The 25217-nt window shown below is 36.6% G+C and carries 24 protein-coding genes; 7 read left to right on the top strand and 17 right to left on the bottom strand.

The annotated features are described in order from the left end of the window. Nucleotides 1-51: 51 nt before the first annotated feature. The 11 genes from hslU to sucC form a co-directional block, all read right to left on the bottom strand. Entirely contained in the window at nt 52-1380 is a 1329-nt protein-coding gene (gene hslU / locus A9G07_RS04920; RefSeq protein ID WP_065734269.1) for an HslU--HslV peptidase ATPase subunit, read from the bottom strand. A gap of 28 nt (nt 1381-1408) precedes the next feature. Continuing rightward, a complete protein-coding gene (gene hslV / locus A9G07_RS04915; protein WP_065562241.1) occupies nt 1409-1936 on the bottom strand; it encodes an ATP-dependent protease subunit HslV in 528 nt (175 codons plus the stop codon). A gap of 165 nt (nt 1937-2101) precedes the next feature. Further along, nucleotides 2102-3112: a cell envelope integrity protein TolA gene (gene tolA / locus A9G07_RS04910; protein ID WP_065734268.1), complete on the bottom strand. Its 1011-nt coding sequence runs from the start codon at nt 3110-3112 to the stop codon at nt 2102-2104. Between the two features lie 17 nt (nt 3113-3129). After that, a complete protein-coding gene (tolR, locus tag A9G07_RS04905) occupies nt 3130-3549 on the bottom strand; it encodes a colicin uptake protein TolR (RefSeq protein ID WP_065734267.1) in 420 nt (139 codons plus the stop codon). A 2-nt stretch (nt 3550-3551) separates the two neighbouring features. After that, nucleotides 3552-4232 (bottom strand): protein TolQ, encoded by a 681-nt coding sequence (gene tolQ, locus A9G07_RS04900; RefSeq protein ID WP_065734266.1) that lies wholly within the window; start codon nt 4230-4232, stop codon nt 3552-3554. Further along, nucleotides 4233-4628: a tol-pal system-associated acyl-CoA thioesterase gene (gene ybgC / locus A9G07_RS04895; RefSeq protein ID WP_065734265.1), complete on the bottom strand. Its 396-nt coding sequence runs from the start codon at nt 4626-4628 to the stop codon at nt 4233-4235. It abuts the gene before it with no gap. A 166-nt stretch (nt 4629-4794) separates the two neighbouring features. After that, entirely contained in the window at nt 4795-4899 is a 105-nt protein-coding gene (gene cydX, locus A9G07_RS04890) for a cytochrome bd-I oxidase subunit CydX (protein ID WP_065562246.1), read from the bottom strand. Nucleotides 4900-4908: 9 nt separating this feature from the next. Next, a complete protein-coding gene (gene cydB, locus A9G07_RS04885) occupies nt 4909-6045 on the bottom strand; it encodes a cytochrome d ubiquinol oxidase subunit II (protein WP_065562247.1) in 1137 nt (378 codons plus the stop codon). A 19-nt stretch (nt 6046-6064) separates the two neighbouring features. After that, nucleotides 6065-7636 (bottom strand): cytochrome ubiquinol oxidase subunit I, encoded by a 1572-nt coding sequence (locus tag A9G07_RS04880; RefSeq protein ID WP_065734264.1) that lies wholly within the window; start codon nt 7634-7636, stop codon nt 6065-6067. 101 nt (nt 7637-7737) lie between these two features. After that, a complete protein-coding gene (gene sucD, locus A9G07_RS04875) occupies nt 7738-8604 on the bottom strand; it encodes a succinate--CoA ligase subunit alpha (RefSeq protein ID WP_065734263.1) in 867 nt (288 codons plus the stop codon). Nucleotides 8605-8628: 24 nt separating this feature from the next. Continuing rightward, the gene (sucC, locus tag A9G07_RS04870; protein ID WP_065734262.1) at nt 8629-9795 is read right to left on the bottom strand and encodes an ADP-forming succinate--CoA ligase subunit beta; all 1167 of its coding nucleotides are present in this window, start codon (nt 9793-9795) and stop codon (nt 8629-8631) included. 173 nt (nt 9796-9968) lie between these two features. Between sucC and fldA the strand changes: the two genes are divergently transcribed. The 5 genes from fldA to cls all read left to right on the top strand — a co-directional run bounded on the left by fldA (nt 9969) and on the right by cls (nt 13573). Beyond that, nucleotides 9969-10481 carry a flavodoxin FldA gene (fldA, locus tag A9G07_RS04865; protein ID WP_065734261.1) on the top strand — a complete coding sequence of 171 codons (513 nt, stop codon included), beginning with the start codon at nt 9969-9971 and terminating at the stop codon, nt 10479-10481. A gap of 77 nt (nt 10482-10558) precedes the next feature. Then, the gene (gene fur, locus A9G07_RS04860; protein ID WP_065562252.1) at nt 10559-11017 is read left to right on the top strand and encodes a ferric iron uptake transcriptional regulator; all 459 of its coding nucleotides are present in this window, start codon (nt 10559-10561) and stop codon (nt 11015-11017) included. Between the two features lie 64 nt (nt 11018-11081). After that, a complete protein-coding gene (locus A9G07_RS04855; protein ID WP_065734260.1) occupies nt 11082-11624 on the top strand; it encodes an inner membrane-spanning protein YciB in 543 nt (180 codons plus the stop codon). A gap of 27 nt (nt 11625-11651) precedes the next feature. Next, nucleotides 11652-12104, top strand: a complete 453-nt coding sequence (gene yciA, locus A9G07_RS04850; protein ID WP_065562254.1) for an acyl-CoA thioester hydrolase YciA — start codon at nt 11652-11654, stop codon at nt 12102-12104. A gap of 5 nt (nt 12105-12109) precedes the next feature. Then, the gene (cls, locus tag A9G07_RS04845) at nt 12110-13573 is read left to right on the top strand and encodes a cardiolipin synthase (protein WP_065734259.1); all 1464 of its coding nucleotides are present in this window, start codon (nt 12110-12112) and stop codon (nt 13571-13573) included. A gap of 49 nt (nt 13574-13622) precedes the next feature. On the opposite strand, the gene cpdA is transcribed toward cls, so the two are convergent. Together cpdA and nudF are read right to left on the bottom strand one after the other, a co-directional pair. Then, nucleotides 13623-14453, bottom strand: a complete 831-nt coding sequence (gene cpdA / locus A9G07_RS04840) for a 3',5'-cyclic-AMP phosphodiesterase (protein WP_065734258.1) — start codon at nt 14451-14453, stop codon at nt 13623-13625. A 162-nt stretch (nt 14454-14615) separates the two neighbouring features. Further along, a complete protein-coding gene (nudF, locus tag A9G07_RS04835) occupies nt 14616-15239 on the bottom strand; it encodes an ADP-ribose diphosphatase (protein WP_065734257.1) in 624 nt (207 codons plus the stop codon). Between the two features lie 138 nt (nt 15240-15377). Here nudF and tolC point away from each other — a divergent pair, with 138 nt between their 5' ends. After that, on the top strand, nt 15378-16724 hold the full coding sequence (gene tolC, locus A9G07_RS04830) for an outer membrane channel protein TolC (RefSeq protein WP_065734256.1): 1347 nt from the start codon (nt 15378-15380) through the stop codon (nt 16722-16724). A gap of 62 nt (nt 16725-16786) precedes the next feature. Here the strand turns inward: tolC and A9G07_RS04825 are convergent, their stop codons facing one another. Beyond that, nucleotides 16787-17677, bottom strand: coding sequence for a LysR family transcriptional regulator (locus A9G07_RS04825; RefSeq protein WP_065734255.1), 891 nt, complete (start codon nt 17675-17677; stop codon nt 16787-16789). Nucleotides 17678-17892: 215 nt separating this feature from the next. On the opposite strand from A9G07_RS04825, the gene A9G07_RS04820 reads away from it, so the two are divergent. After that, entirely contained in the window at nt 17893-18720 is an 828-nt protein-coding gene (locus A9G07_RS04820; RefSeq protein ID WP_218059999.1) for an SDR family NAD(P)-dependent oxidoreductase, read from the top strand. A 190-nt stretch (nt 18721-18910) separates the two neighbouring features. Here A9G07_RS04820 and A9G07_RS04815 read toward each other — a convergent pair whose 3' ends face one another. The 3 genes from A9G07_RS04815 to A9G07_RS04805 all read right to left on the bottom strand — a co-directional run bounded on the left by A9G07_RS04815 (nt 18911) and on the right by A9G07_RS04805 (nt 24521). Then, complete coding sequence (locus tag A9G07_RS04815; RefSeq protein WP_065734254.1) at nt 18911-20308, bottom strand: hypothetical protein; 1398 nt, start codon at nt 20306-20308, stop codon at nt 18911-18913. 663 nt (nt 20309-20971) lie between these two features. Beyond that, nucleotides 20972-22354, bottom strand: a complete 1383-nt coding sequence (locus A9G07_RS04810; protein ID WP_065734253.1) for a hypothetical protein — start codon at nt 22352-22354, stop codon at nt 20972-20974. A 799-nt stretch (nt 22355-23153) separates the two neighbouring features. Continuing rightward, a complete protein-coding gene (locus A9G07_RS04805; protein WP_141677475.1) occupies nt 23154-24521 on the bottom strand; it encodes a hypothetical protein in 1368 nt (455 codons plus the stop codon). Nucleotides 24522-25217: the final 696 nt, after the last annotated feature.

Here is a 25217-nt window from a genome sequence, read left to right as displayed (position 1 = left end):
AAAAAGGTGAGCTAAATAACTCACCTTTTTTTATTCAATTAATCTACTTGATTATAAAATGAATTTGCTTAAATCTTCATCAGCAACAAGTTTATCCAGATGATCGCTGACATATTTAGCATCAATTGTAATGGTTTGACCACCCAACTCACTGGCTTCGAAAGAAACCTCTTCCATCAAACGTTCAAGCACAGTATGCAAACGGCGAGCACCGATATTCTCATTTTGTTCATTAACTTGCCAAGCAGATTCAGCAATTTTACGAATCCCATCTGGTGTAAAATCAATATTAACACCTTCTGTTGCCATTAATGCTTTATATTGCACTGTTAACGACGCATTAGGTTCCGTTAAAATACGCTCAAAATCTTCACTAGTTAATGCTTGTAATTCAACGCGAATTGGTAAACGTCCTTGCAGCTCAGGGATCAAATCTGAAGGACTCGCAGTTTGGAACGCACCTGATGCGATAAACAAAATATGATCAGTTTTTACTGAACCATGTTTAGTTGAAACAGTACAACCTTCAACAAGTGGTAGTAAATCACGCTGAACACCTTCACGTGAAACATCAGGACCAGATGAATTACCACGCTTACACACCTTATCGATCTCATCGATAAACACAATACCATTTTGCTCGACAGCTTCAATGGCTTCGTGTTTAAGATCATCGGGATTAACCAATTTAGCAGCTTCTTCTTCAATTAGCTGTTTCAAGGCATCTTTGATCTTCATTTTACGAGCTTTGGTTTTTTGACCACCTAAATTTTGAAACATTGACTGCAGTTGATTGGTCATCTCTTCCATACCTGGCGGTGCCATAATTTCAACACCAATATTAACGCCAGCTATTTCAATCTCAATTTCCTTATCATCAAGAGCGCCTTCACGTAATTTTTTTCTAAATGCTTGTCTAGCAGTTGAATCATTATTGTTTTCAACTTGCCCCCAACCATCTTTTGCTGGCGGTACTAGCACATCTAAAATACGTTCTTCAGCTAATTCTTCTGCTCTATTACGATTTCGTTCAATTGCTTCTTGACGAATCATCTTAACAGCAGAATCGGTAAGATCACGAATGATTGAGTCAACTTCTTTACCTACATAGCCAACTTCCGTAAATTTTGTGGCCTCTACTTTGATAAATGGGGCATGTGCAAGTTTAGCTAATCGTCTTGCGATTTCTGTTTTACCTACCCCTGTTGGGCCTATCATAAGAATATTTTTTGGGGTAACTTCATGACGTAATGCTTCATCAAGTTGCATACGACGCCAGCGATTACGTAAAGCAATAGCAACAGAACGTTTTGCTTTATCTTGTCCAATAATATGTTGGTTTAATTCGCTTACAATTTCGCGAGGAGTCATTTCAGACATAATAATATTTCTCTTAAATCAGTTTTAATTAGTAATTAAGCTCTTCAATAGTTTGGAAGTTATTGGTGTAAACACAAATGTCACCAGCTATTGATAGCGATTTTTGTACAATATCATGCGCAGATAATGAAGTATTATCTAATAAAGCTCTTGCAGCAGCTTGTGCATAAGGCCCACCAGAACCTATCGCAATCAGATCATCTTCTGGTTGAATAACATCCCCTGTACCAGTAATAATTAATGATGCGGTTTCATCAGCTACAGCAAGTAATGCTTCTAGCTTACGCAACATCCTATCGGTTCGCCAATCTTTGGCTAGTTCAACTGCAGCTTTAGTTAAATGACCTTGGTGCATTTCTAATTTACGTTCAAATAATTCAAATAATGTAAAAGCATCTGCTGTACCTCCAGCAAATCCTGCTATCACTTTATTATTGTATAAACGGCGAACTTTTCGAGCATTACCCTTCATAATAATTCGTTCACCTAATGTAACTTGCCCATCGCCTCCAATAACGACTTGACCTTCACGACGGACACTGACAATTGTTGTCATATTCTGCTCCTTCTCTTACTAAAACACTTATTTCGGAATGAATAGAGAATATATTGGGATGATTAGTAAATTTTCAACATCTGATTATTAAAATGCGAAATATTTATTTATTAATAGATGGAATAGTTAAATATGGTATTGAGATTTAAGCAGTTCAGATCTTACTTATTTGGGTTGGAAATCAATAGTCATTGTTTTAACTTCATTGTATAACTTACTAGAAGGTTTTGGTATAACCGCTAATTTAGTAGCTGCTAAAGCCTCTCGACACAAATCAGCATCACCACCTTTTGAGGTTACATTCAGCAATAATCCATCAGGTGCAATCTGGATTTGTAATGTACAAGTTTTTCCTCGATAAAGATTTTGCGGATTAATAAACTTATTACTAATTGCATTTTGCACTAACGATCGATATTTATTTAATTCGCCATCTGAGACACCTTTACGACTAGCTGCACCACCGGAAACATCAGGAGAGCCTGATGTAAGGCCACCTAAGAGCTCATTAAGCGCTTTATCCTTTTTTGCTTGCTCAGCCCTTTTTGCAGCTGCGGCCTTCTCGGCGGCAGCTTTCTCGGCAGCAGCTTTTTCTGCAGCGGCTTTCTCAGCAGCAGCTTTTTCAGCAGCAGCTTTTTCTGCAGCAGCTTTTTCAGCAGCAGCTTTTTCTGCAGCGGCTTTCTCAGCAGCAGCCTTTTCAGCAGCAGCTTTTTCTGCAGCGGCTTTTTCTGCAGCGGCTTTCTCAGCAGCAGCCTTTTCAGCAGCAGCTTTTTCTGCAGCGGCTTTCTCAGCAGCAGCCTTTTCAGCAGCGGCTTTCTCAGCAGCAGCTTTTTCGGCAGCAGCTTTCTCTGCAGCGGCTTTTTCTGCAGCAGCTTTTTCGGCTTCGGCTTTTTCGGCTAATTCTTTAACTTGTTTGTCTAATTGCTCTTGACGCTGCTGATTTGCTTTTTCCTGATTAACTTGCGCCTGCAATTGTCTTTGATATTGTTCGGTCATAACTGACGGATCAATCATGATTGCGTCAATAGAATTACCATTAATACTACCGTAATTTTCTCCATTATCATCAGGAATAAATTGATATCCTAAAACAATAATCAATATACCATGTAAAATAATGGATATGATAACTGGTAGACTTAGTTTTGATCTTAACTTGTTAGACATTGCTGACATTTTTTATAATTATTAATTTAAATTGGTTGAGTCATCAAACCGACCGATTTAACACCCGCAGATTGAAGCAAATTCAAAGCTTTTATAATTTCTTCGTAAGGAACTTGTTTAGCTCCACCGACTAAAAACACTGCTTTATCATTTAATAACATTTGCTGTTTAACTTCTGCAACAATTTGCTCTTGAGGTATATTCGATTGTCGATTTTGGTCAATAATTATTGCATAAACACCAACTCCGGAAACCTCAATAATAATAGGTTTATTATCGGAAGGTGAAACAGTTTTTGACTCTGTCGCTTCAGGCAGATCAACTTCAACACTTTGACTAATAATTGGGGCTGTCGCCATAAAAATCAATACTAATACAAGCAATACGTCAAGTAACGGTACAATATTGATTTCTGATTTGGTTGAATAGCGTGAACGTCTACTCATAATTATTTCCTAACAGCTACTGCTTGACGTTGTAAAATTGTAGAAAACTCATCAATGAAGTTCAAATAGTTTTGTTCCATTCGACTTACACTTAATGATAATCGATTATATGCTAATACAGCTGGAATCGCCGCAAACAAACCAATAGCTGTTGCAATTAACGCTTCCGCAATACCTGGTGCAACCATTTGTAATGTAGCTTGCTTAACTGCGCCAAGTGAAATAAAGGCATGCATAATACCCCACACAGTACCAAAAAGACCAATATATGGACTGATTGAACCGACTGTTCCTAAGAATGGGATATGCAATTCTAAGTTATCTAATTCACGATTCATTGCTAAACGCATTGAACGAGATGCGCCATCTAATGCAGCTTCTGGCATATTTGGATTAATTTGATATAAACGAGAAAATTCTTTAAATCCCGAATAGAAAATATGTTCTGTGCCACAGATCTCTTCTTTATTGAATTTTGCTTTATCAAAGAGCACATTTAAGTCTTCGGCAGACCAAAAACTATCGTCAAACTGTTCGACTTGTTTTTTTGCTTTGCTTAAAATTTTGCTACGTTGGAAAATGATAGCCCAAGACATTACCGAAAATGCTAATAACAATAACATAACACCTTGTACTAAAAGTCCAGCTTGTAAAAATAGATCAATAATATTGAGATTATCCACTTAAATTAACTCCAAAACTAATAACTTGGGAAGCGCACACGGCTTCATTTTAGTCATATTGACACAAGCAATAACGACATCAGCGCTGCTGATAATTTGCTTATTCTGGTTTAAAATTGTCTGTTTAAAAATAATAGACGCCTTACGAATTTGCTCAACCTTAGTGCTGATAGTTAGCATGTCATCTAAACGGGCTGGAAAATCGTAGCTAATATCCATCTTTTTGACAACAAATGCAATACCTTCCTGTAATAACTTTTGCTGACTAATATCAAGATGTCTTAGCATTTCCGTTCTAGCTCGTTCAAAGAAGGCTAGATACCTAGCATGATAAACTACTCCGCCAGCATCTGTGTCTTCATAATAGACTCTTGCATTCCAATTGAATTGTTTCATATTTTATAATTTGAACAAAAAATTTGCGTCATTATATATGATTATAAAATTCGCTGCACTATGATATAAAAATAGTTAAATGAAAACAATTATCATTTGTTAATTATTTGTCTAATATACAGCCCTATAACTAAAAAGGTGGCAATTTGCCACCTTTTTATCTATTTTATGACTCTTTAGTTTCTTTATCGTTATTTTCAAGCCAAAGTCCTGTAACAACTGCAAGCATACAAGCTGCAATTAATCCTGCTAACCATAGAAAGTAATACATAATAAATCCTTAATAAAGTGAATGTTTATTATTTTCAATATGATTTTTATCTAAACGGCCAAACATCTTAATGTAACACCATGTGGTATAGAACAGAATGAGTGGTACAAAGATTAGTGCTACACCAAACATGATATTAAGTGTTAATTGGCTAGAAGATGCGTCCCAAATTGTCAAACTCGCATTTGGCATAATGCTTGAAGGAATGATGAATGGGAATGTCGCAATACCATATGTCAGTAATACACAAGCAATGGTTAGTGCAGAAGATAAAAACACTAATCCATTTTTATTTAAACTAGAAAATAAAATAGTAAATAAAGGTAATAAAACACCTAAAGCTGGTACAACCCATAATATTGGATAGTTCATGTAATTTTTTAACCATGAAACATCTGTCGAAACAGTTTTGCTCAATGGGTTTGAAACACCATTAGGATCTATAGCGCTAGTTACCTCATAACCATGAATACCGAAGGCAACCCAAACTCCAGCTAATACAAATGCAATTAACATAATTAAACTAGCTATTTGAGTTGCTTTTCTTGCTCTTAAATAAAGTTCACCAGAAGTTTTCATTTGCAACCAAGCACCACCATGAGCAACGATTAACATTAAACTCACAACACCTGCTAATATTGCAAATGGGTTAAGTAAACCAAAAAATGACCCATCATAAAAAGAGCGATAACTATTATCAAATCTAAATGGAACGCCTTCTAACAAGTTTCCGAATGCAACACCGAAAACAAGAGCAGGAACAAAGCTACCTAAAAAGATTGCGATATCCCACATATTACGCCATTTAGAATTTTCTAATTTACTACGATAATCAAACCCAATTGGTCTAAAAAACAGTGCACATAACACCAAAATCATCGCAATATAAAATCCGGAAAAAGATACCGCATAAGCCATTGGCCAAGCAGCAAAAATACCTGCACCACCAGTAATTAACCAAACTTGGTTACCATCCCAGTGTGGTGCTATTGCATTTATCATGATACGGCGTTCAGTATCAGTTTTGCCAATAAATGGTAGTAAGATACCAACGCCCATATCAAATCCATCGGTGACAACAAAGGCGATTAACACAACGCTAATCAGCACCCACCAGGTGACTCTTACAATTTCATAATCAATCATTGTATATACTCCCTATGCCTTATTCTGATATCGATTGTGTTTTTTCATAATGATAGCTGCCAGTACCTAAAGAGCTTGGTCCTAATCGAGCAAACTTAAACATTAAGAACATCTCAGCAACTAAGAACATTGTATAAAGTCCACAAATAAGAACCATAGTGAATAGTACTTCACCTGGAGTTAATGATGAATTAGCTACTCCAGTTGGCAATATGTCTTGAATTGCCCAAGGTTGACGACCATATTCTGCAACAAACCAACCACATTCACATGCTAACCAAGGGAATGGGAGTGATAAAAGAAGTAAACGGCATAACCAACGTTTTTCACCAATTTTATTTTTGTAAGTTGACCATAAAGCAAGGCCAGTACCTAAAATCATTAATAAACCAAAGCCAACCATTCCTCTAAATGCCCAGAATAAAGGCCATACAGCTGGGATTGAATCTTCAGTCGCTGCTTTAATATGTTCTTCAGTAGCTTCTGGAATTGTTAGGTTATCTTTATCGGTAAAACGTTTAACTAGGTAACCATAGCCTAAATCAACTTTATTATCTTCAAAAGCTTTTAATACCGCAGGGTCTTTATCACCTTTTTGAATTTTTTCTAAATTTGAATACGCTAAAATACCATTACGAATTCGAGTCTCATTAACCGCTAAAATATCTTTTAAACCTGTTACTTTGGTATCTAATGAGCGAGTTGTCATAATTCCCATCGCATAAGGAATTTCAACCGCAAACAAGTTCTCTTTTTTCTCTTGTGAAGGGAACGCAATAACGTTGAACGACGCAGGTGCTGGTTGAGTTTCCCATTCAGCTTCAATTGCAGCTAATTTAACCGGCTGTACAGTAGTCATTTCATGACCAGCTTCATCACCCATAATAGCGACCACAATTGACATAATAAAACCAAATACTGCAGCTACAGCAAAAGAGCGCTTAGCAAATGGTAAATCACGTTTTTTGAGTAAATAATATGAACTAATACTTAAGACAAAAATAGCACCAGTTAAATAACCCGCTGCTACGGTGTGAACGAATTTATATTGAGCAACAGAATTGGTAATTAACTCAAAAAAACTTTGCATTTCCATTCTTGAATTAATCGGATTAAAGTCTGAACCGACAGGGAACTGCATCCAACCATTGGCAACTAAAATCCAGAGCGCAGAAAGATTAGAACCAAAAGCCACACACCAAGTGACCATTAAATGCTTGCCACGGCTTAATCTATCCCATCCAAAAAAGAATAAACCAACCATGGTTGATTCTAAGAAAAATGCCATTAATCCTTCTATTGCAAGCGGTGCACCGAAAATATCACCTACATAATGCGAATAATAAGACCAATTTGTACCAAACTGAAATTCCATAGTTAAACCAGTAGCAACACCAACAGCGAAGTTGATACCAAATAGTTTACCCCAGAATTTAGTCATATCTTTCCAGACTTGCTTACCACTAACAACGTATACCGTTTCCATAATTGCAAGCATAAACGCCATACCTAGCGTTAATGGTACAAAAATAAAATGATACATCGCAGTGAGTGCAAACTGAAGGCGTGACAGTTCTACTATATCTAACATAAAGCGCTCCCTTATCCTTAAATGCCCACAAATTTTGTAACGTTATTATTGTACAACAAAATTTAATGAATAAAAATTGATTAATGTCAAAAAAATAAAACTTAAAAATGTTTTTTTATTGCTTCACCAATTTGAGCTAAGCTACTTACAACAGTAACACCTGCTGATTGCAGTGCTTTAGTTTTTTCTGCTGCGGTACCTTTATTGCCAGAAATGATTGCACCTGCATGTCCCATACGTTTGCCGGCTGGGGCCGAAACACCAGCTATATAAGCAACCACAGGTTTAGTAACATGATGTTTAATATAGTTGGCGGCTTCTTCTTCTGCGCTACCACCAATTTCACCAATCATAACTATTGCTTCTGTTTTAGGATCTTGTTGGAGTAATTTTAATATTGAAATAAAATCACTGCCGGGAATGGGATCACCACCGATTCCGACGCAAACGGATTGGCCTAATCCAATATCGGTTGTTTGTTTAACTGCTTCATAAGTTAGCGTACCTGAACGCGAAACAATCCCAACTTTACCAGCTAAATGAATATGTCCAGGCATGATACCAATTTTACACTCATCAGGAACAATAATTCCTGGGCAATTTGGACCAATCATCACAACATCATTTTGGGTTAATTTTTCTTTAACAATAAGCATATCCAAGGTTGGAATGCCTTCTGTAATACAGACGATTAATTTTATACCTGCATCAATGGCTTCTAAAATTGAATCTTTACCAAAAGCAGCGGGAACATAAATAACGGTTGCAGTTGCACCGGTTGTTTCAACCGCTTCTTTAACAGTATTAAAAACAGGTAAACCTAAATGTGTCGTACCACCTTTGCCTGGTGTTACGCCACCAACTAATTTAGTACCATAGGCCAGTGCTTGTTCAGAATGGAATGTACCTTGGCTGCCAGTAAATCCCTGACAAATAACTTTTGTATCTTTATTAATCAAAATTGACATAGTAATTATTCTCCACCCATTCTCTTATTGTGCAACACTGACGATCTGTTGGGCTGCATCGACTAAACTTTTTGCGGTAATAACATTTAATTTACTTTTAGCTAAAATATCTCTTGCTAGTTCTGCATTATTACCTTCAAGACGAACGACAACAGGAACAGTCAAACCTATTTCCTTAATTGCATCAATAATACCATTAGCAATAAGATCGCAGCGAACAATACCACCAAAAATATTGACTAATATTGCTTTCACATTTTTATCAGAAAGTATCAATTTAAAGGCTTCGGCAACCCGTTCTTTTGTCGTGCCACCACCAACATCTAAAAAGTTTGCGGGCTCACCACCATAAAGTTTAATCATATCCATAGTTGCCATAGCAAGGCCTGCGCCATTAACCATGCAACCAATATTGCCATCTAAAGATACATAGCTAATGCCTTGTTTAGCCGCTATCGACTCCCGTTCGTCTTCCTGTGTAGTATCTATTAATACGACTAAATCAGGATGTCTAAACATAGCATTATCATCTAGCACAACTTTAGCATCTAGGCAGATTAATTCTTGTGTATCGGTAATAACTAAAGGATTGACTTCTGCTAAAGAAACATCTTTTTCAATGAAAAGATTAGCAAAATTAACAAATAATTTAGCGAATTGATTGACTAATTTACCGGTTAAGCCAAGTTTAAAAGCTAACTCTCGGCCTTGATATCCGCATGGTCCTGTTAAAGGGTCGAGTGATATTTTATGAATTAAATGTGGCGATTGCTCAGCGACTTTTTCGATCTCAACACCACCTTCGGTAGATGCCATAATCACAATGCGTTTTGTACTACGATCAACAACCGCCCCTAAATAAAGCTCTTTCTCTATATTAGACGCTTTTTCAATTAAAATTTTATTAACTGGTTGCCCTTTAGACGTTGTTTGATAAGTCACTAAATATTGACCTAACCATTTCTCAGCAAACAATCTAATTTCATTAAAATCTTTAGTACAAATTACCCCACCTGACTTACCACGTCCGCCTGCATGAACTTGGCACTTTGCTACCCAAGCATTAGATTGAGAAGAGAGCTCAGCCAATGTATCTTGTATTTCATCGATTGAATTACACACATAACCTTCTGGCACTGGCAAATTATATTGTTTAAATAGGTGTTTTGATTGATACTCATGCAGATTCATAAATAATTCCGAAACGTCGATTGCCATAAAATAGTGGCTAATTTTAATTCAAGTTGAAAAAATTGTGTAGTAAATAATTACTTATGTTTGGAGTAATTGAGAATTATTGCTGATAACTACCGACAGTGTTATACTCAAAACATGTATATTGCAAAAACAGTAAAGGTAAACATATGGCACAAGTTGGAATTTTTTTTGGTAGTGACACAGGCAACACAGAAAATGTAGCTAAACAAATCCAACAAATTTTAGGTACAGACAAAGCAGATCTTTTTGATATCGCAAAAACAACAAAAGAACATATCGAAAAATATGACTACTTATTTTTTGGTATTCCAACTTGGTATTACGGTGAGTCTCAAGCGGATTGGGATGATTTTTTTCCTAACTTAGAAAACGTTGACTTTAATGGCAAAACAGTCGCAATATTTGGCTGTGGTGACCAAGAAGATTATGCTGAATATTTTTGTGATGCAATGGGAACAATCCGCGATATTATCGAACCTAAAGGTGCAAAAATTGTTGGTCATTGGTCTACTGAAGGTTACAGTTTTGAAGCATCTAAAAGCTTAGTTGATGACAACCACTTTGTAGGTTTAGCCATTGATGAAGATCGCCAACCAGAATTAACAGAAGAAAGAATTAATAATTGGGTAAACCAAGTAAAAACCGAAATGAATATTTGATCTATCAGAGTGATTTATTTTATTTTCCGTTCATATTTTATAATATGCCTAATTAATTAACTAAATTGGAATGTAATATGACAAATCATGATAAAGATAACAATGCAGCACTCAAAAGTGCGGGTTTAAAGGTTACGTTACCGCGATTAAAAATTTTAGAATTACTACGCGATCCTTCATGCCAACACATTACTGTGGAAGATCTTTATAAAAAACTACTTGATATGGGCGAAGAGATTGGTCTTGCTACTGTATATCGTGTATTAAATCAATTTGATGATGCGGGTATTGTAACACGCCACAATTTTGAAGGAGGAAGAGCCGTTTTTGAGCTTGCCTCACAAAAACATCATGACCACTTAATTTGTTTAGATTGTGGAGAAGTTTTTGAATTTCGAGACGAAATTATCAACAAACGTCAAAAAGAAATTGCAGAGCAATATGGCGTGGAACTCACCTTTCATAGCTTATATCTTTATGGTCATTGCAAATCAGGTAACTGTAAAACTCATCCGGAACTTCATACAAAAAAATAAGCCTATTTAATAGGCTTTTCACTTATTGAGAACTCTTACTTTTATCTTTCAGGTTAATAATTAAATGAAGCAGCTATTAAATTTTATACCACTTATCGTCTTTTTTATATTTTTAACAATTTACGATATTTTTGTTGGCGTACAAGCCTTGATGGTTTCAGCAACCATCTCATTTTTAATTATTCTTGTTATGTATAAAAAAATTGATAAAGTCGAGCTCATCTCCTATCTGATGATAATGATTTTTGGTGGCATAACACTTTATACGCAAAATCAAGACATAATTAAATGGAAAGTAACCATCATAAACTTCTTATTTGCGGCTGCATTATCTATTAGCCAGTTTGGTTTCAAAAAAAATCTACTACAAAAAATGTTAGGTAAAGAGATACATCTCGATATCGCTATTTGGAATAAACTCAACTTGATATGGATCGCTTTTTTTACGGTTTGCGGTTCATTTAGCCTAGTTGCAACCTATTATGCATCAAGTGATTTCTTCTGGATCTTCAAAGTATTTATTTTACCGATTGCATCATTAGTCATGTCATTGATATCGGGCATTTACATCTATCGGCATATGAATAAAATGGCTGATAACGGATAAAAAAATATAAGTAGGAGTACTTTCAACATGACGCAAGACAACCCTAATGGACAACTCGTTTTACGCACTTTAGCCATGCCAGCAGACACCAACCCTCATGGCCATATATTTGGCGGGTGGATAATGTCACAAATGGATTTAGCCGGTGGTATTTTAGCTAAAGAAATTGCTAAAAGAAGAGTAGTAACAGTAAATGCAAGTAGTATCACCTTCTACAAACCAGCAATGGTTGGCGATGTTGTTTGTTGTTATGCACATTGTATAAAAACCGGTACAACATCCATTACAATTGGTATTGAAGTTTGGATAAAAAAAATAACAGATGCTGACAATGCAACACAACGCTTCTGCATTACTGACGCGACATTTACTTATGTTTCTGTAGATAAACATAATAATCCAAAACCGTTGCCTGAAATATTTCAAAATTTCGATTGTACTAAAGACCCAATTAGTAAACTAAACTTAAGTTATAGCTGATAATTATGCAATTTACATCATTTCATGCCTTAGTAAGTACATTAATATTTCTTGTTTACTGGTTGCTTATTGTGTCAACCACCTTACGTATTGTCTTTAAAAGACGACCAACCACTTACGTAATCGCATGGATGTTAGTAATATATATATTACCTATAATTGGTGTCATTCTCTATTTTGCACTAGGTGAAGCTCATCTTGGGCAACAAAGAGCTAAACGTGCGCAAAAAATGCGCCCGACTATTACAAAATTTATTAATCGATTAAGTGCTTTTCCTGACATCTTTACCACCAAAGTCAGCCAGGTTAGCAAACCTATTTTTCAACTCTGTAAACATCAAACAGGTCTTGATGGGATCAGAGGCAACCACATTGAATTACTGAGCAATACCGATGCCATTTTTGACCAACTAATTCAAGACATAAACCAAGCCAAGTCAAATATCGAAATGGTCTTTTACATCTGGAACGAAGGTGGTAGAGCTGACGATGTTGAACAAGCGCTTATACAAGCCACACAACGAGGCGTCACCTGTCGCCTAATGATTGACTCAGCCGGTAGTCGACATTTTATCCGCTCCAAAGCCAGCCAAAGAATGCGAGACGCAGGCATAACCATCATCGAAGCATTGCAGGTTAATCTATTAAGATTTATGTTTAGACGACTTGATTTACGACAACATCGAAAAGTCGCCATTATTGACAACTACATCTCATATACTGGTAGCATGAACATCGTAGATCCACGATTCTTCAAACAAAATAAACATGTTGGGGAGTGGGTTGATATCATGATCAGAATGTGTGGTCCAGTAACCACACTAATGGGTGCAATATACGCCAGTGACTGGGAACTAGAAACAGGAAAATATTTAGCCCTACCTCAAATTACTGATTTCGCAGAGCCGCCAGAAGATAAAAAACATATTATGCAACTGATTGCTTCAGGTCCTGGTTATACTGAAAACATGATCCATCAGGTACTCTTAACCGCAATCTACTCAGCTCAAGAACAAATTATATTCACAACGCCATATTTAGTACCAAGTGATGATATTTTACATGCAGTATGTACAGCCGCTCAACGAGGTGTTGAAGTAATCATCATCGTCCCTAAAAAGAATGATTCGCTAATGGTCAAATGGGCAAGCCGAGCATTCTTTTCTGAATTATTAAACGGTGGGGTTAAGCTTTATCAATTTAATGATAATTTACTCCATACCAAAAGTGTATTAATCGACAACCAACTTAGTTTAGTTGGAACCGTTAACTTAGATATGCGAAGTTTATGGCTCAATTTTGAAATCACAACGGTAATTGATGATGCACAGTTTGCAAAATCACTATCTACACTGTTAGAACAATATTTATCACAATCAGACAAAGTGGATATTGAAAAATGGAAAAAAAGACCAATCTGGCAACGGATTGTTGAAAGACTATTTTACTTTTTTGCTCCATTGCTCTAAACAATCGTTGTAAAAATTAACGTTTGAGTAACCTTTGAAAAGATAGATATTAGTAACCTTTTTGCGAAACATCAGGCAAAAACAGATTATCTGCAATACGGAAAACGCTAGATTCGATTGTTCCATCTTCATTAAGCGTAATTTCACGCCAGCCTGGAGCTTCATCATTAGATAATTGAAACTCATAACAATTTGGCTTGAATTGAAAACAAGTAGATGGTGTAGAAAACGCGTGGCAATTATGCCAAACATGATCTTGTTGTTGATGAATATGCCCCCAACCAAGACCTTTTATTGAAGGAAATTTTTTAACGATTTTCTCAAGTTCATTACTATTTTTTAAAATATGCTCATCTAACCAATGACAACCCGAATTAATAGGATGGTGATGCAAAAAGACCATCACATTTTTATCAGTATGAGCTAATAACGTCTTTTCAAGAAATTGCAACTCAGATTGAGGTAACAAACCACATGCCTGACCAACAACTTGGCTATTTAAAAGCACAATCAACCAATTATCACCAAGCGATACCACTTTATTTTCAGCCAGTTGGTAATTCGAAAAAACTTCCTGCATATAACTAAAATTATCATGATTACCAGCCAACCAAACACATGGCGTATTAAACTGCTTAATCTGCTCGGCAAAGCGGGCATAGGATTTCTTCGAACCATCTTGCACAAAGTCACCTGTTGCAACGATCAAATCATACTTTCTATTACCGCGCTTAATTTCATTAATAACCGATAAAAAACTCGCATTTGACTTAATGCCTAATAAAGCACCATCCTCATCAGCAAACAGATGTGTATCAGTAATATGCAAAATATTTGCACAATGCTTATTCTGTATTTGAAGCGTTAAAAGTGACGCCAAAATCTACCTCAATAATTATATATATGAAATCATGCCAGCAATAGAATTGATATTGTGATCAACATCACAATTTTTTATTTTTAAATCATGATGTTATACTAAATTGTAAAATAAAATTTATTTTTAGGGAAGCAATAATTTCCTGAATTTAACAAAAATAGCTTATTTCCACTCATTTCTTAGTGTCGAATGATTAAGTTGTAACCATTGTAATGCAATAATTGATGCCGCATTATTAATTACGCCTTCTTCAACCCACTTATAAGCTTGCTCACGGCTGACTACATGAACCTTGATATCCTCGTTTTCTTCAGCTAAACCGTGCACGCCTTTAGCGGTTGAAGCATCAACCTGACCAACCAAAACATGTAACTTCTCAGTTAAACCACCTGGTGATGCAAGATAACTAATAATTGGCTTACATTGCCCAACAACAATACCCGCCTCTTCCAAGGCCTCTCGTTTTGCCACTTCTTCAATCGACTCATTCTCATGATCCATCATCCCGGCAATCAACTCTAACATCCAAGGCGAATCTTCTGTCTCAATTGCAGCTATCCGAATTTGCTCAATAAGCACAACTTCATCACGCTTATCATCATATGCTAAAAGCACCACAGCATGGCCACGCTCCAGAATTTCGCGACTCACCACCTCACTGACTGAACCATCAAATTTACGGTATTGAAAGCGGTATTCCAATAACGAAAAAAAGCCCTTATATAAAATGCGTTTAGTTAAATTAAAAACATCTTTCTTGTTAAAAAGCACAGGTTTAAATTTCATATCAAATTCTCAATTTTAAGCTAAATTTTAATAAAAAGTGCGAATCACGAATAAGTATACTTTCTATATGCTAATTATCTGTTAAAATTATGCAATTGAAAATATTATTCTATTTTATTGCTTTTAAAGAGAAGATTAATGAAAAAAACTTTAACCTTTTTAATTGGCTTAGCATTAAGTCAATCTGTGTTTGCTGAAAACTTAGTACAGGTTTATGAACAAGCGAAACAAACCAACCCAGATCTACGCAGTTCATTAGCTGAAAAAGATAAAGCTTACTCAGCAATTTCAGGTTCTCGTGCAAGCTTACTTCCGCAAGTTGGCCTTAGTGCTTCTTATGGTGTAGCACATGGACGTCGAGACAATAGCGGTGTTAAAACTAAAAGCGGTAGCTTATACCAAGTTGGTGTATCACAAAGTATCTTTAATTTTTCTAATTGGAAAGCGTTAGATATCACCAAAAAACAAGCCACTATTGCGGATATCTCTTATCAATATCAAGGCCAAACATTAATTTTAAACACCTCAGTAGCCTACTTTAACGTATTAAAAGCTCTTGATGCATTAAGCTTTATCGATGCACAGAAAAAAGCAATTGGTCGTCAATTAGAACAAACTCGCCAACAACATCAAGTTGGGCTAGTTGCTATTACCGACGTACAAAATGCTCAAGCAAATTACGACTTAACTGTTGCACAACAAGTTAATGCATTAAATGATTTAAATAATGCGCTTGAAGCATTACGCCAAGTAAGTGGACGCTTCTATTCTCAACTTGCCAGCGTTGACACCAAAACCTTTAGAACTGAGCAACCAACTCAAATCAACACATTGTTAAAACAATCTGAAACCACTAATCTCAATTTATTAACAATGAAGTTAAACCAAGAGATTGCTCGCGACCAAATCAAAATGGCTCAATCCGGTTTTATGCCTACTGCTAGCTTAGAAGCATCAACAAACTTAAATAAAAGCGATAGTTATGGTAATACCAATTACGAGCGTCATACTGCTGGTAAAAAATATACTGGTGATAACAAAATTGGGGTTAGCGTAAGCTTACCACTATTCTCTGGTGGCGCAACAGTATCACAAGTACAACAAGCACAACACAGCTTCGTAAGCTCAAGTGAAAAACTTGAAAGTACTAATCGTAGTGTGATTAACCAAATCCGCTCATCTTACAACAACATCTCATCATCGATCAGTGCGATTAAAGCTTATCAACAAGCAGTTGTTTCAGCACAAAGCTCATTAGAAGCAACCTCTTCTGGATACCAAGTAGGAACTCGTACTATCGTTGACGTACTTAACGCAACAACACAACTGTATAGCTCAAAACGAAATCTTTCTGACGCTAAATACAACTATTTAACAAGTTTATTACAGTTAAAATATGCAGTTGGAACCTTAACGGCAAGTGATCTAGATTACCTAAACAATATGTTAGGTAAAGAAGTAAGCACACTTGCAACAATAAAATAATTCAATAAAAATTAATAAAAAAGCGATCATCAGATCGCTTTTTTTATTTATCCAAATACTTATTAAGTCATCGCATTAATAATAAAATCGATAAAAATATTGAGCTTAGGCAACCGTTGCTTATCGGCGGTATACAACAAATGGACTTCCCTCGCCGGCGGTAAAAAATTTTGTAAAACTGGGATTAATTTATTTTGTTTAATTGACTCTCTCAACGTCGACTCAGGTAACATCGTAATACCTAACCCTTCAAGGGCGGCCACAGCTAGTGCTGCCGTATTATTACTTTGAAATGATCCTGTAATTGGAACATTAATCAATTCACCATTTATCTTAAACGGCCACAAATTATCTTTTTTGTTTGAATTAACATATTGATAGATCAAACATTGATGCTTTTTCAAATCATCGGGTACCGCTGGCACACCATAACGAGCCAAATAACTTGGCGATGCAGCAAAAATAAGTTGCAAATCACTAAGCTTTCTCGCAATCAATCCCGAATCACTTAAAGAACCGATTCGAAACACCACATCAAAATCATCTTTAACTAAATCAACATAACGATCGTTTAACTGAATATCAATATTCACCTTCGGATAACATTTCATAAAATGGCTAATAACCGGAACCAAATTAAATTGACCATAACTCACCGGTGCACTAATTCTTAAACGACCTTTCGGCTCCTTACTATATGTTTGTGCTAATGTCTTAGTATTCTTAATCTCACTTAAAATAAATAGACATCGCTCATAATACTGCTTGCCAAACTCGGTCAAATTTTGCGATCGCGTCGTTCTATTTAACAACTTTAAGCCCAAATAATTTTCTAAAAACAAAATATACTTTGCGACCATTTGTGGAGAGGTATTTAAAGAGATTGAAGTTGCAGCAAACGATCCGGTCTTAACCGTTATCACAAAAGCTTCCATACACTTAACTAAATCCATATTATCAACCACCAGTTGTTAATAAATAAATTTTGACACTATTTATAGTCATTTTATATATAAATATAATACACATCCTTAATTAAAAAAAGAAAATACTCTAAACAAAAAATTGTTATCATATGTGCGAACTTTAATGTTCGCTAAACAATTTTAATGCGAGCGACTAAAATTGATTAATTAGAACATAGATACGGATATAAAAAGGATACGAAATGGAAATTGAAATAGAAATGGATATCGAAACAGAAATAGAAACTATTAACGCTGAAAAAAGATATACAGTCATCACTGGAGCCAGCTCAGGCATAGGTTACGCAACAGCGATCGCTTTTGCAAAAAGAAACAAAGACCTTATTATAATAGCAAGAAGAATAGAAAATTTAGAATCATTAAAAAACCAAATAGAAACAATCAACCCCGACATAGAAGTCATTATTAAAGTTTGTGATCTCACCGATATACAATCCATCTACACATTATTTAATGAACTAAGAAATTACTTTATCGAAACGTGGATCAACAATGCTGGTTTTGGACATTATGGTAGTGTAAGTACACAAGAGTTAACTAAAATTGAGTCAATGCTCCACCTAAACATAGAAGCATTAACCATCCTATCAACCCTTTATGTACGTAAATACCATAATCACGCCAACACACAACTGATTAACATCTCATCACGAGGTGGTTATACCATTGTACCTAACGCGGTAACCTATTGCGCCACCAAATTTTACGTCAGTGCCTTTACAGAAGGGCTTGCTCAAGAACTAATACAGACTAACGCAAAACTAAGAGCCAAAGTACTCGCCCCAGCAGCAACGCAAACTGAATTTGGCAAAAAAGCCAACAATGTCAGTGAATATAATTATGACAAAAGTTTTGCCAAATATCATTCTGCCGACCAAATGGCTGAATTCTTACTAGCGCTCTATGACAGTGATAAAACCGTTGGGGAAGTTGATACTAAAGATTTCTCATTCCAACTAAAAGACAGCCATTTTCCATATTCAGGCAACCCAGCAGAAAATCAAAAATAAAAAGTTGAATATGGAAGGAACAATAAAAGGATTTTGGGGTTCAAAAACCCCGTTCCTCAACTTTTTTTACCGTATCATTTTAATAAATCCGCCCCAATTGAGGCGGATAGCTTAAACTTCGACACCACAAAATCGCTTTTTAATTGCCTGTACATCAACGATTCCCTAACCGAAGAAAAACAACTAAACGCTAATCTGTCACACACATGCCAAATGGTGGAAGATTAGGATCATTCCAAAATATATTGCCATAATGCGAATTCACTACAAACTGACCACTAGCATGGCGATCACTAGTCCAATACCAAGCACCTCTAAAGCTACCTCCAGAGTGTTGGTACAAATAGCCCCACTCAGTAAAAAACCCGGCACCAATACTACGCTGATAAAAATTACTCGGTGACGCAGGTGTTGCACCAACTGAACCTTGACAGTGAGAACCGGAATTAGTCCCTCGACAAGAAGCATTAGTTAAATCTTTAACCGCAGGCAGACGATAACCTATATCATCACACCAAGCTATTTGATTACTTAGAATCTTATTCACGTGCCCACGGTTAACGAACCATTGCTTTAACACAAAACCATACTTAACAACATCATTACCTTCACTATCCCGCCCGACTAACTCAAAAGTCTGAGGTAAAGCTGGTCTAGGCACACTTCCCGGATTATCTGAACTCCATTGAGACGATGTTGCAACGGGACCAGATAATGTAACACGGACACTTGTAGGTGATGAATCTGTCATCGTAGCAGTGATACCGCTATGAGAAACAGGCGCCCAAAACAATGCTTGATTACTACCACCAATATCTAAATCAAAATACAAACCATCAGCCCCGGTTGTCGGAAAATTCAAATTATAAGATGATGGTGTAGCTGATTGAGTAAGAAACCCTTTATCAGGGTCCCAAATCAAAGCTGAACCACGGAAGTCGTGAGATTTACCATCTTCATTAAGATTACCAACGTGCAAGTTAGGCTTAGCAAAACAAATAACCGGCGATGCCTTAGGATTGACAAAGTAAGTCACATCACTTGCATTAAAATGACTACTGCGAGGAAGACCATAACGTGTCATTAATGTACCTTCAGTACTGGTTAATTTAATCTGATAAGGCGCATTACACATCGTTAACACAGTTTCACGTGATACCGACTGATTGTCCCTATCAACGATAGACAAACTTAAACTACCAGTCGCAGAAATATCACCATCGCCATCATCATCCCCCCAAAAATTATAAGGTGAACCGATAAGTGTACTCAGCGAGGCTGAATTAGTATCAACTGGCAGCATCATACCAATATCAGCAAAACTTTGACCAACTGCGGGTAACTCGATTGGCGTAATTGATGAAATGTTCGTTGAAGGCGTGTATTGAATACCATTAGATAACGTGATCCCAAGCAAACCATCAGTATTAACTGCACGGGTTTGCCCCCCGTCGAACGTCAAATACGGAACACTACCATAAATAACATTACTAGTTTTCGATGTTAATGCATGACTAAAAAAAGGGATAGACAGTAAAAGAACCAGAAAGATCTGCCGAAATAAATTGGATCGATAAAAAGATCCCACTAAGATCCGTAAAAGTCTAATGAACCTCGTGAAATAATGAATTTTAGAGAAAAATAAAAGTTGGAAGCTTAACTTTGACGAATTTAAATTATAGGTTGGCCAAGTTGCCTGTTGCCTGTTGCCTGTTGAAAATTATAATACATAGCCGACAATCCTGTCAAGTAAATTTATGATTTATTTAAGATTTTACGTTTTTTTAACTGAATTTCATTCATTTGTATAAAATGACACCAAAAGTATAATAACTAGAAAAACATGATGCAATCTTGTTTTAAATTTTAATTGCTAACTTTCGTAAAGAAGATCATTAAAAGATCTAAAATGAATTAACTGACTATTGTTTTAATTAAAATTCTCATCTTTACAAAGTCTAAAAAAATCATAATTATTAACCTTAAAAAATTCAATATTAGCATTTAAAAATTAGCGTTTTTAATAATTTTATAGAACAAGACGTTACCCTCAAAAACCCCGCTCCTCAACTTTTTTTGAGATAAAAACCGCAAAAATAAACCCGCCGAGGCGGGTAATTCAAACGTCGCTAAGCCGCAAAATCGCTTTTTATGGCTAAACGACGTTGACTCCTTGAGTCAGCTTACTTTTAATCACTTAATACTATTTTTTATCACTCCCACCCCCGGCCTAATGATTAAGGAATAAGAACTAAGGATGGGAGCAAAGGCTGTAGTCGGTGTAGTAGATGTCGGGGCCCCCGTCCACTGTACCGTAGTGCACTGTACCGTAGTTTGCGTACACGAGAAACTGGCGGTTATTATCATACGAGTCACTAGTCCAGTAATAAAAGTCGATGAAGCCAACGCCTGAATAATCATACATAAAACCCCACTCAGCGAAAAAACCAGCATCTATATGACGCATGTAAAGATTATTAGGAGAAGAAGGAGTGGCGCCGACTGAACCACGACAGTAAGAGCCTGAATATTCACCACGACAAGATGCATTGGTTAAATCCTTTACGCGAGGCACTTGATAACCAAGACTATTACACCAAGATAAGGTATTAGGATAAGTGTCCTCCTTAGAACCTCGGTGGACGAACCACTGCTTCAAAGTAAAACCATATTTAACAACAGGAATACCATTAGTATCACGACCGACCAACTCGAAGGTCTGAGGCAAAGTAGGTTTAGAAATAGGATCAGGATTTCTAGAATTATGCTGGGATTCGGTAGCGTAAGGACCAGTTAAAGTAACACGAACGCTTGTAGCAGTAGAATTAGACATTGTGACTGTGATACCACCCTGAGAAACAGGAGACCAAGACAATGGCTGACTACTACCACTAATGAGTAAATCAAAGTACAGCCCATTAGCACCAGTTGTAGGAAAGTTTCTACCGTAAGAGGATGGGCCAGTTGACTGAGGGATAAAACCATTAGCAGGGTCCCACATCGAAGACGGGCCAGCAAAATCAAAAGATGGGTTATAACTATCATCACCAAACTTACCAAACTTTAAGTTAGGCCGAGCAAAACAAATCACAGGCGAAGCCTTAGGATTAACGTAATAAGTCACATTACTAGCACTGAAAGTACTACGATTAGGAACGCCATAACGAGTAGATAATGTACCGTTAGAACTAGATAACGTAACCTTATAAGGTGCATTACAAACTGTTAGCACTGAATTACGTGATACAACTTGATTGTTTTTATCGACGATAGATAAACTTAAAGAACCTGTAGCAGTAACGTCAGAATCTCCATCATCATCACCCCAATAATTATTAGGAGGACCGATAAGAGAACTCAAAGCGACTGAATTAGTATTAGTAGGAACGAACATACGAATATCAGCAAAACTCTGACCCACAACCGGCAATGAGATTGGTGCTGAAGAAGATGAAGGATTGGTAGAAGGCGTGTACCTAGTTCCGTCAGATAAAGTAATTCCAAGCAGACCGTTAGTATCAACCGCACGTGTACGACCACCGTCGAAAGTCAGATAAGGTGCACTACCCTGTATCGCATTCCTAGTTGTCTGTGATGTCAATGCGTGACCAGAAAAAGGAAGGAAAAAGACCACGAAAAAAACAATCTGCCGGGATAATTTGGAAAAGCCGAAGGATCGAAAACAGGATCTGAAAGAGGATCCGAAAAACGATCGGAAAAACGATCGAAAAGAGGAGCGCGGAAGCGATCGCGCGAAAACTCGCAGAATTTCACTTGATTGCGTGGAAAAATAAGTTTTAGTGAAAAATTTAAACTGGGTGCTGGACTTAGACGAATTTAAAAGATAGGTTGGCCAGGTTGCCTGTTGCCTGTTGCCTGTTGAAAATTATAATGCATATGTGACAATCCTGTCAAGTAATTTTTTGATTAATTTACAATTTTATACTTTTCTGTTAAATTTTAGCCTATTAGCTAAAACCGTGTAAAAAGTATAGTGATTGGAAAAACACGATGCAACACTTTTTTTCGCTCATTTACGTTAACTTTTGTAAATAGGATCTGAAAAGGATCTAGTTTATAATTGATTAATTATTGTTTTAATTGGATATGTTACCATTACAAATCTTTAAATAAATGATTAAAGATCCCAGAAATTTTATTTTAGGGCTTTGAATTCGAAATTTAGTAAGTTTGATCATTTAAAAGTTTTTAAGTGAAATTTAAAACCCCAAAAACCCCGCTCCTCAACTTTTTTTGAGATAAAATACCTAAAAAATAAACCCGCCGAGGCGGGTAATTGAAGCGTCGCTAAGCCACAAAATCACTTTTTTTATGGCTAAACAACGTTGACTCGTAGCTTACTTTTCATCACTTAATACTATTTTTTATCACCCCCACCCCCGGCCTAAGGATTAAGGACGAAGAAATAAAAACTAAGGATAGGCGCAAAGTGTGTAGGCTTCGAAGAAGTTGAGTGAGTGCCAACTTATATTACCGTAGTCTGAGTGCACGATAAAATGAGAAAAAGTAGAAAACACGTCACTAGTAAAGTACCAAAAGTTGCTGAAGCCACCGCCTGAGTAATGGGCCATGATGCCCCACTCACTGAAAAAACCAGCATCAATAATACGCTGGTAATAATTACCAGATGAGTGAGGGTAGGCCCCCTCTGGATAACGCCAACAGTTAGTAGTATCGGTGGAAGGACAATATGCATTGGTTAAATCCTCTACGCGAGGCACTCGATAACCAATACTATTACACCAAGATGAGTAATAAGGAGAATAGCCCTTCTTAAAACTACGGCTCACGAACCACTGCTTCAAAGTAAAACCATATTTAACAACTGGAGTACCATTATTATCACGACCGACCAACTCGAAAGTCTGAGGTAAAGATGGAGTGGAAACACGACCAGGACTGGATGAATTAATCTGGGATTCGGTAGCGTAAGGACCCGTTAAAGTAACGCGTACGCTTGTAGCATTAGAACGAGACATTGTGACGGTGATACCACCTTGAGAAACAGAAGACCAAGACAATGGCTGACTACTACCACTAATATCTAAATCAAAGTACAATCCATTAGCACCAGTTGTAGGAAAGTTTCTACCGTAAGAGGATGGGTCTGTTGACCGAGTGAGAAAACCCTTAGCAGGGTCCCATGTCCAAGAGGAGCCAGCAAAATCCCAAGATGGGTGAGAACTATCATGACCACGCTTACCATACCTTAAGTTAGGCCTAGCAAAACAAACCACCGGCGAAGCCTTAGGATTGACGTAATAAGTCTCACTACTGGTACCGAAAGTACTACGATTAGGAAATCCGTAACGAGTAGATAATGCACCGTCAGTACTAGATAACTTAATCCTATAAGGTGCCTTACAAATTGTTAGCACGGAATTACGTGATACTGACTGATTGTTTTTATCGACGATAGATAAACTTAAACGACCAGTAGCAGTAACGCCAAAATCACCATCATCATCTCCCCAATAATTATTAGGAGGACCGATAAGAGAACTCAAAGCGACTGAATTAGTATCAGTAGGAACGAACATACCAATATCAGCAAAACTCTGACCCGCAACCGGCAAGACGATTGGTCTTGAAGAAGATGAAGGATTGGTAGAAGGCGTGTAATTAGTTCCGTCAGATAAAGTAATCCCAAGCAAACCGTTAGCATCAACCGCACGTGTACGACCACCGTCGAAAGTCAGATAAGGTGCACTACCCTGTATCGCATTCCTAGTTGTCTGTGATGTCAATGCGTGACCCGAAAAAGGAAGGAAAAGAGCCACGGAAAAAACAATCTGCCGGGATAATTGGGAAAAGGATCGAAAACAGGATCTGAAAAAGGATCCGGAAAAAGACCGGAAAAAAGATCGAGAAGAGGATCGCTGAAGCGATCGCGCGAAAATTCGCAGAATTTCACTTGATCGCGTGGAAAAATAAGTTTCAGTGAAAAATTTAAGTTGGGAGTTGAACTTAGACGAATCTAAAAGATAGGTTGGCCAGGTTGCCTGTTGCCTGTTGCCTGTTGAAAATTATAATGCATTTTAGACTACCTTGTCAAGTAATTTTTTGATTTATTTACAATTTTATGCTTTTCTGTCAAATTTTAGCCTAGTAGCTAAAACCGTGTAAAAAGTATAGTGATTGGAAAAACACGATGCAACACTTTTTTTCGCTCATTTACGTTAACTTTTGTAAATAGGATCTAAAATGGATCTAAATTATAATTGGTTAACTATTGTTTTAATTGAATATATCTAAATTACAAATCTTTAAAATCAGAGCGATTGATCCTCAAAAATTTTATTTTAGGGCTTTGAATTAGAAATTTAGTAATTTTGATCATTTAATAATTTTTAAGTGACATTTAAAACCTCAAAAACCCCACTCCTCAACTTTTTTTGGTGAAAAAAACGGCTACTAAAAAGCGCCACAGTTTAAAGCGGAATTATTTATTAGAGGCAATATTTCAAAGCAGAATT

Source organism: Gilliamella sp. wkB72 (genome assembly GCF_001693745.1).
Taxonomy (GTDB): Bacteria; Pseudomonadota; Gammaproteobacteria; order Enterobacterales; family Orbaceae; genus Gilliamella; species Gilliamella apicola_E.
This window is presented reverse-complemented; position numbering and strand designations above follow the sequence as displayed.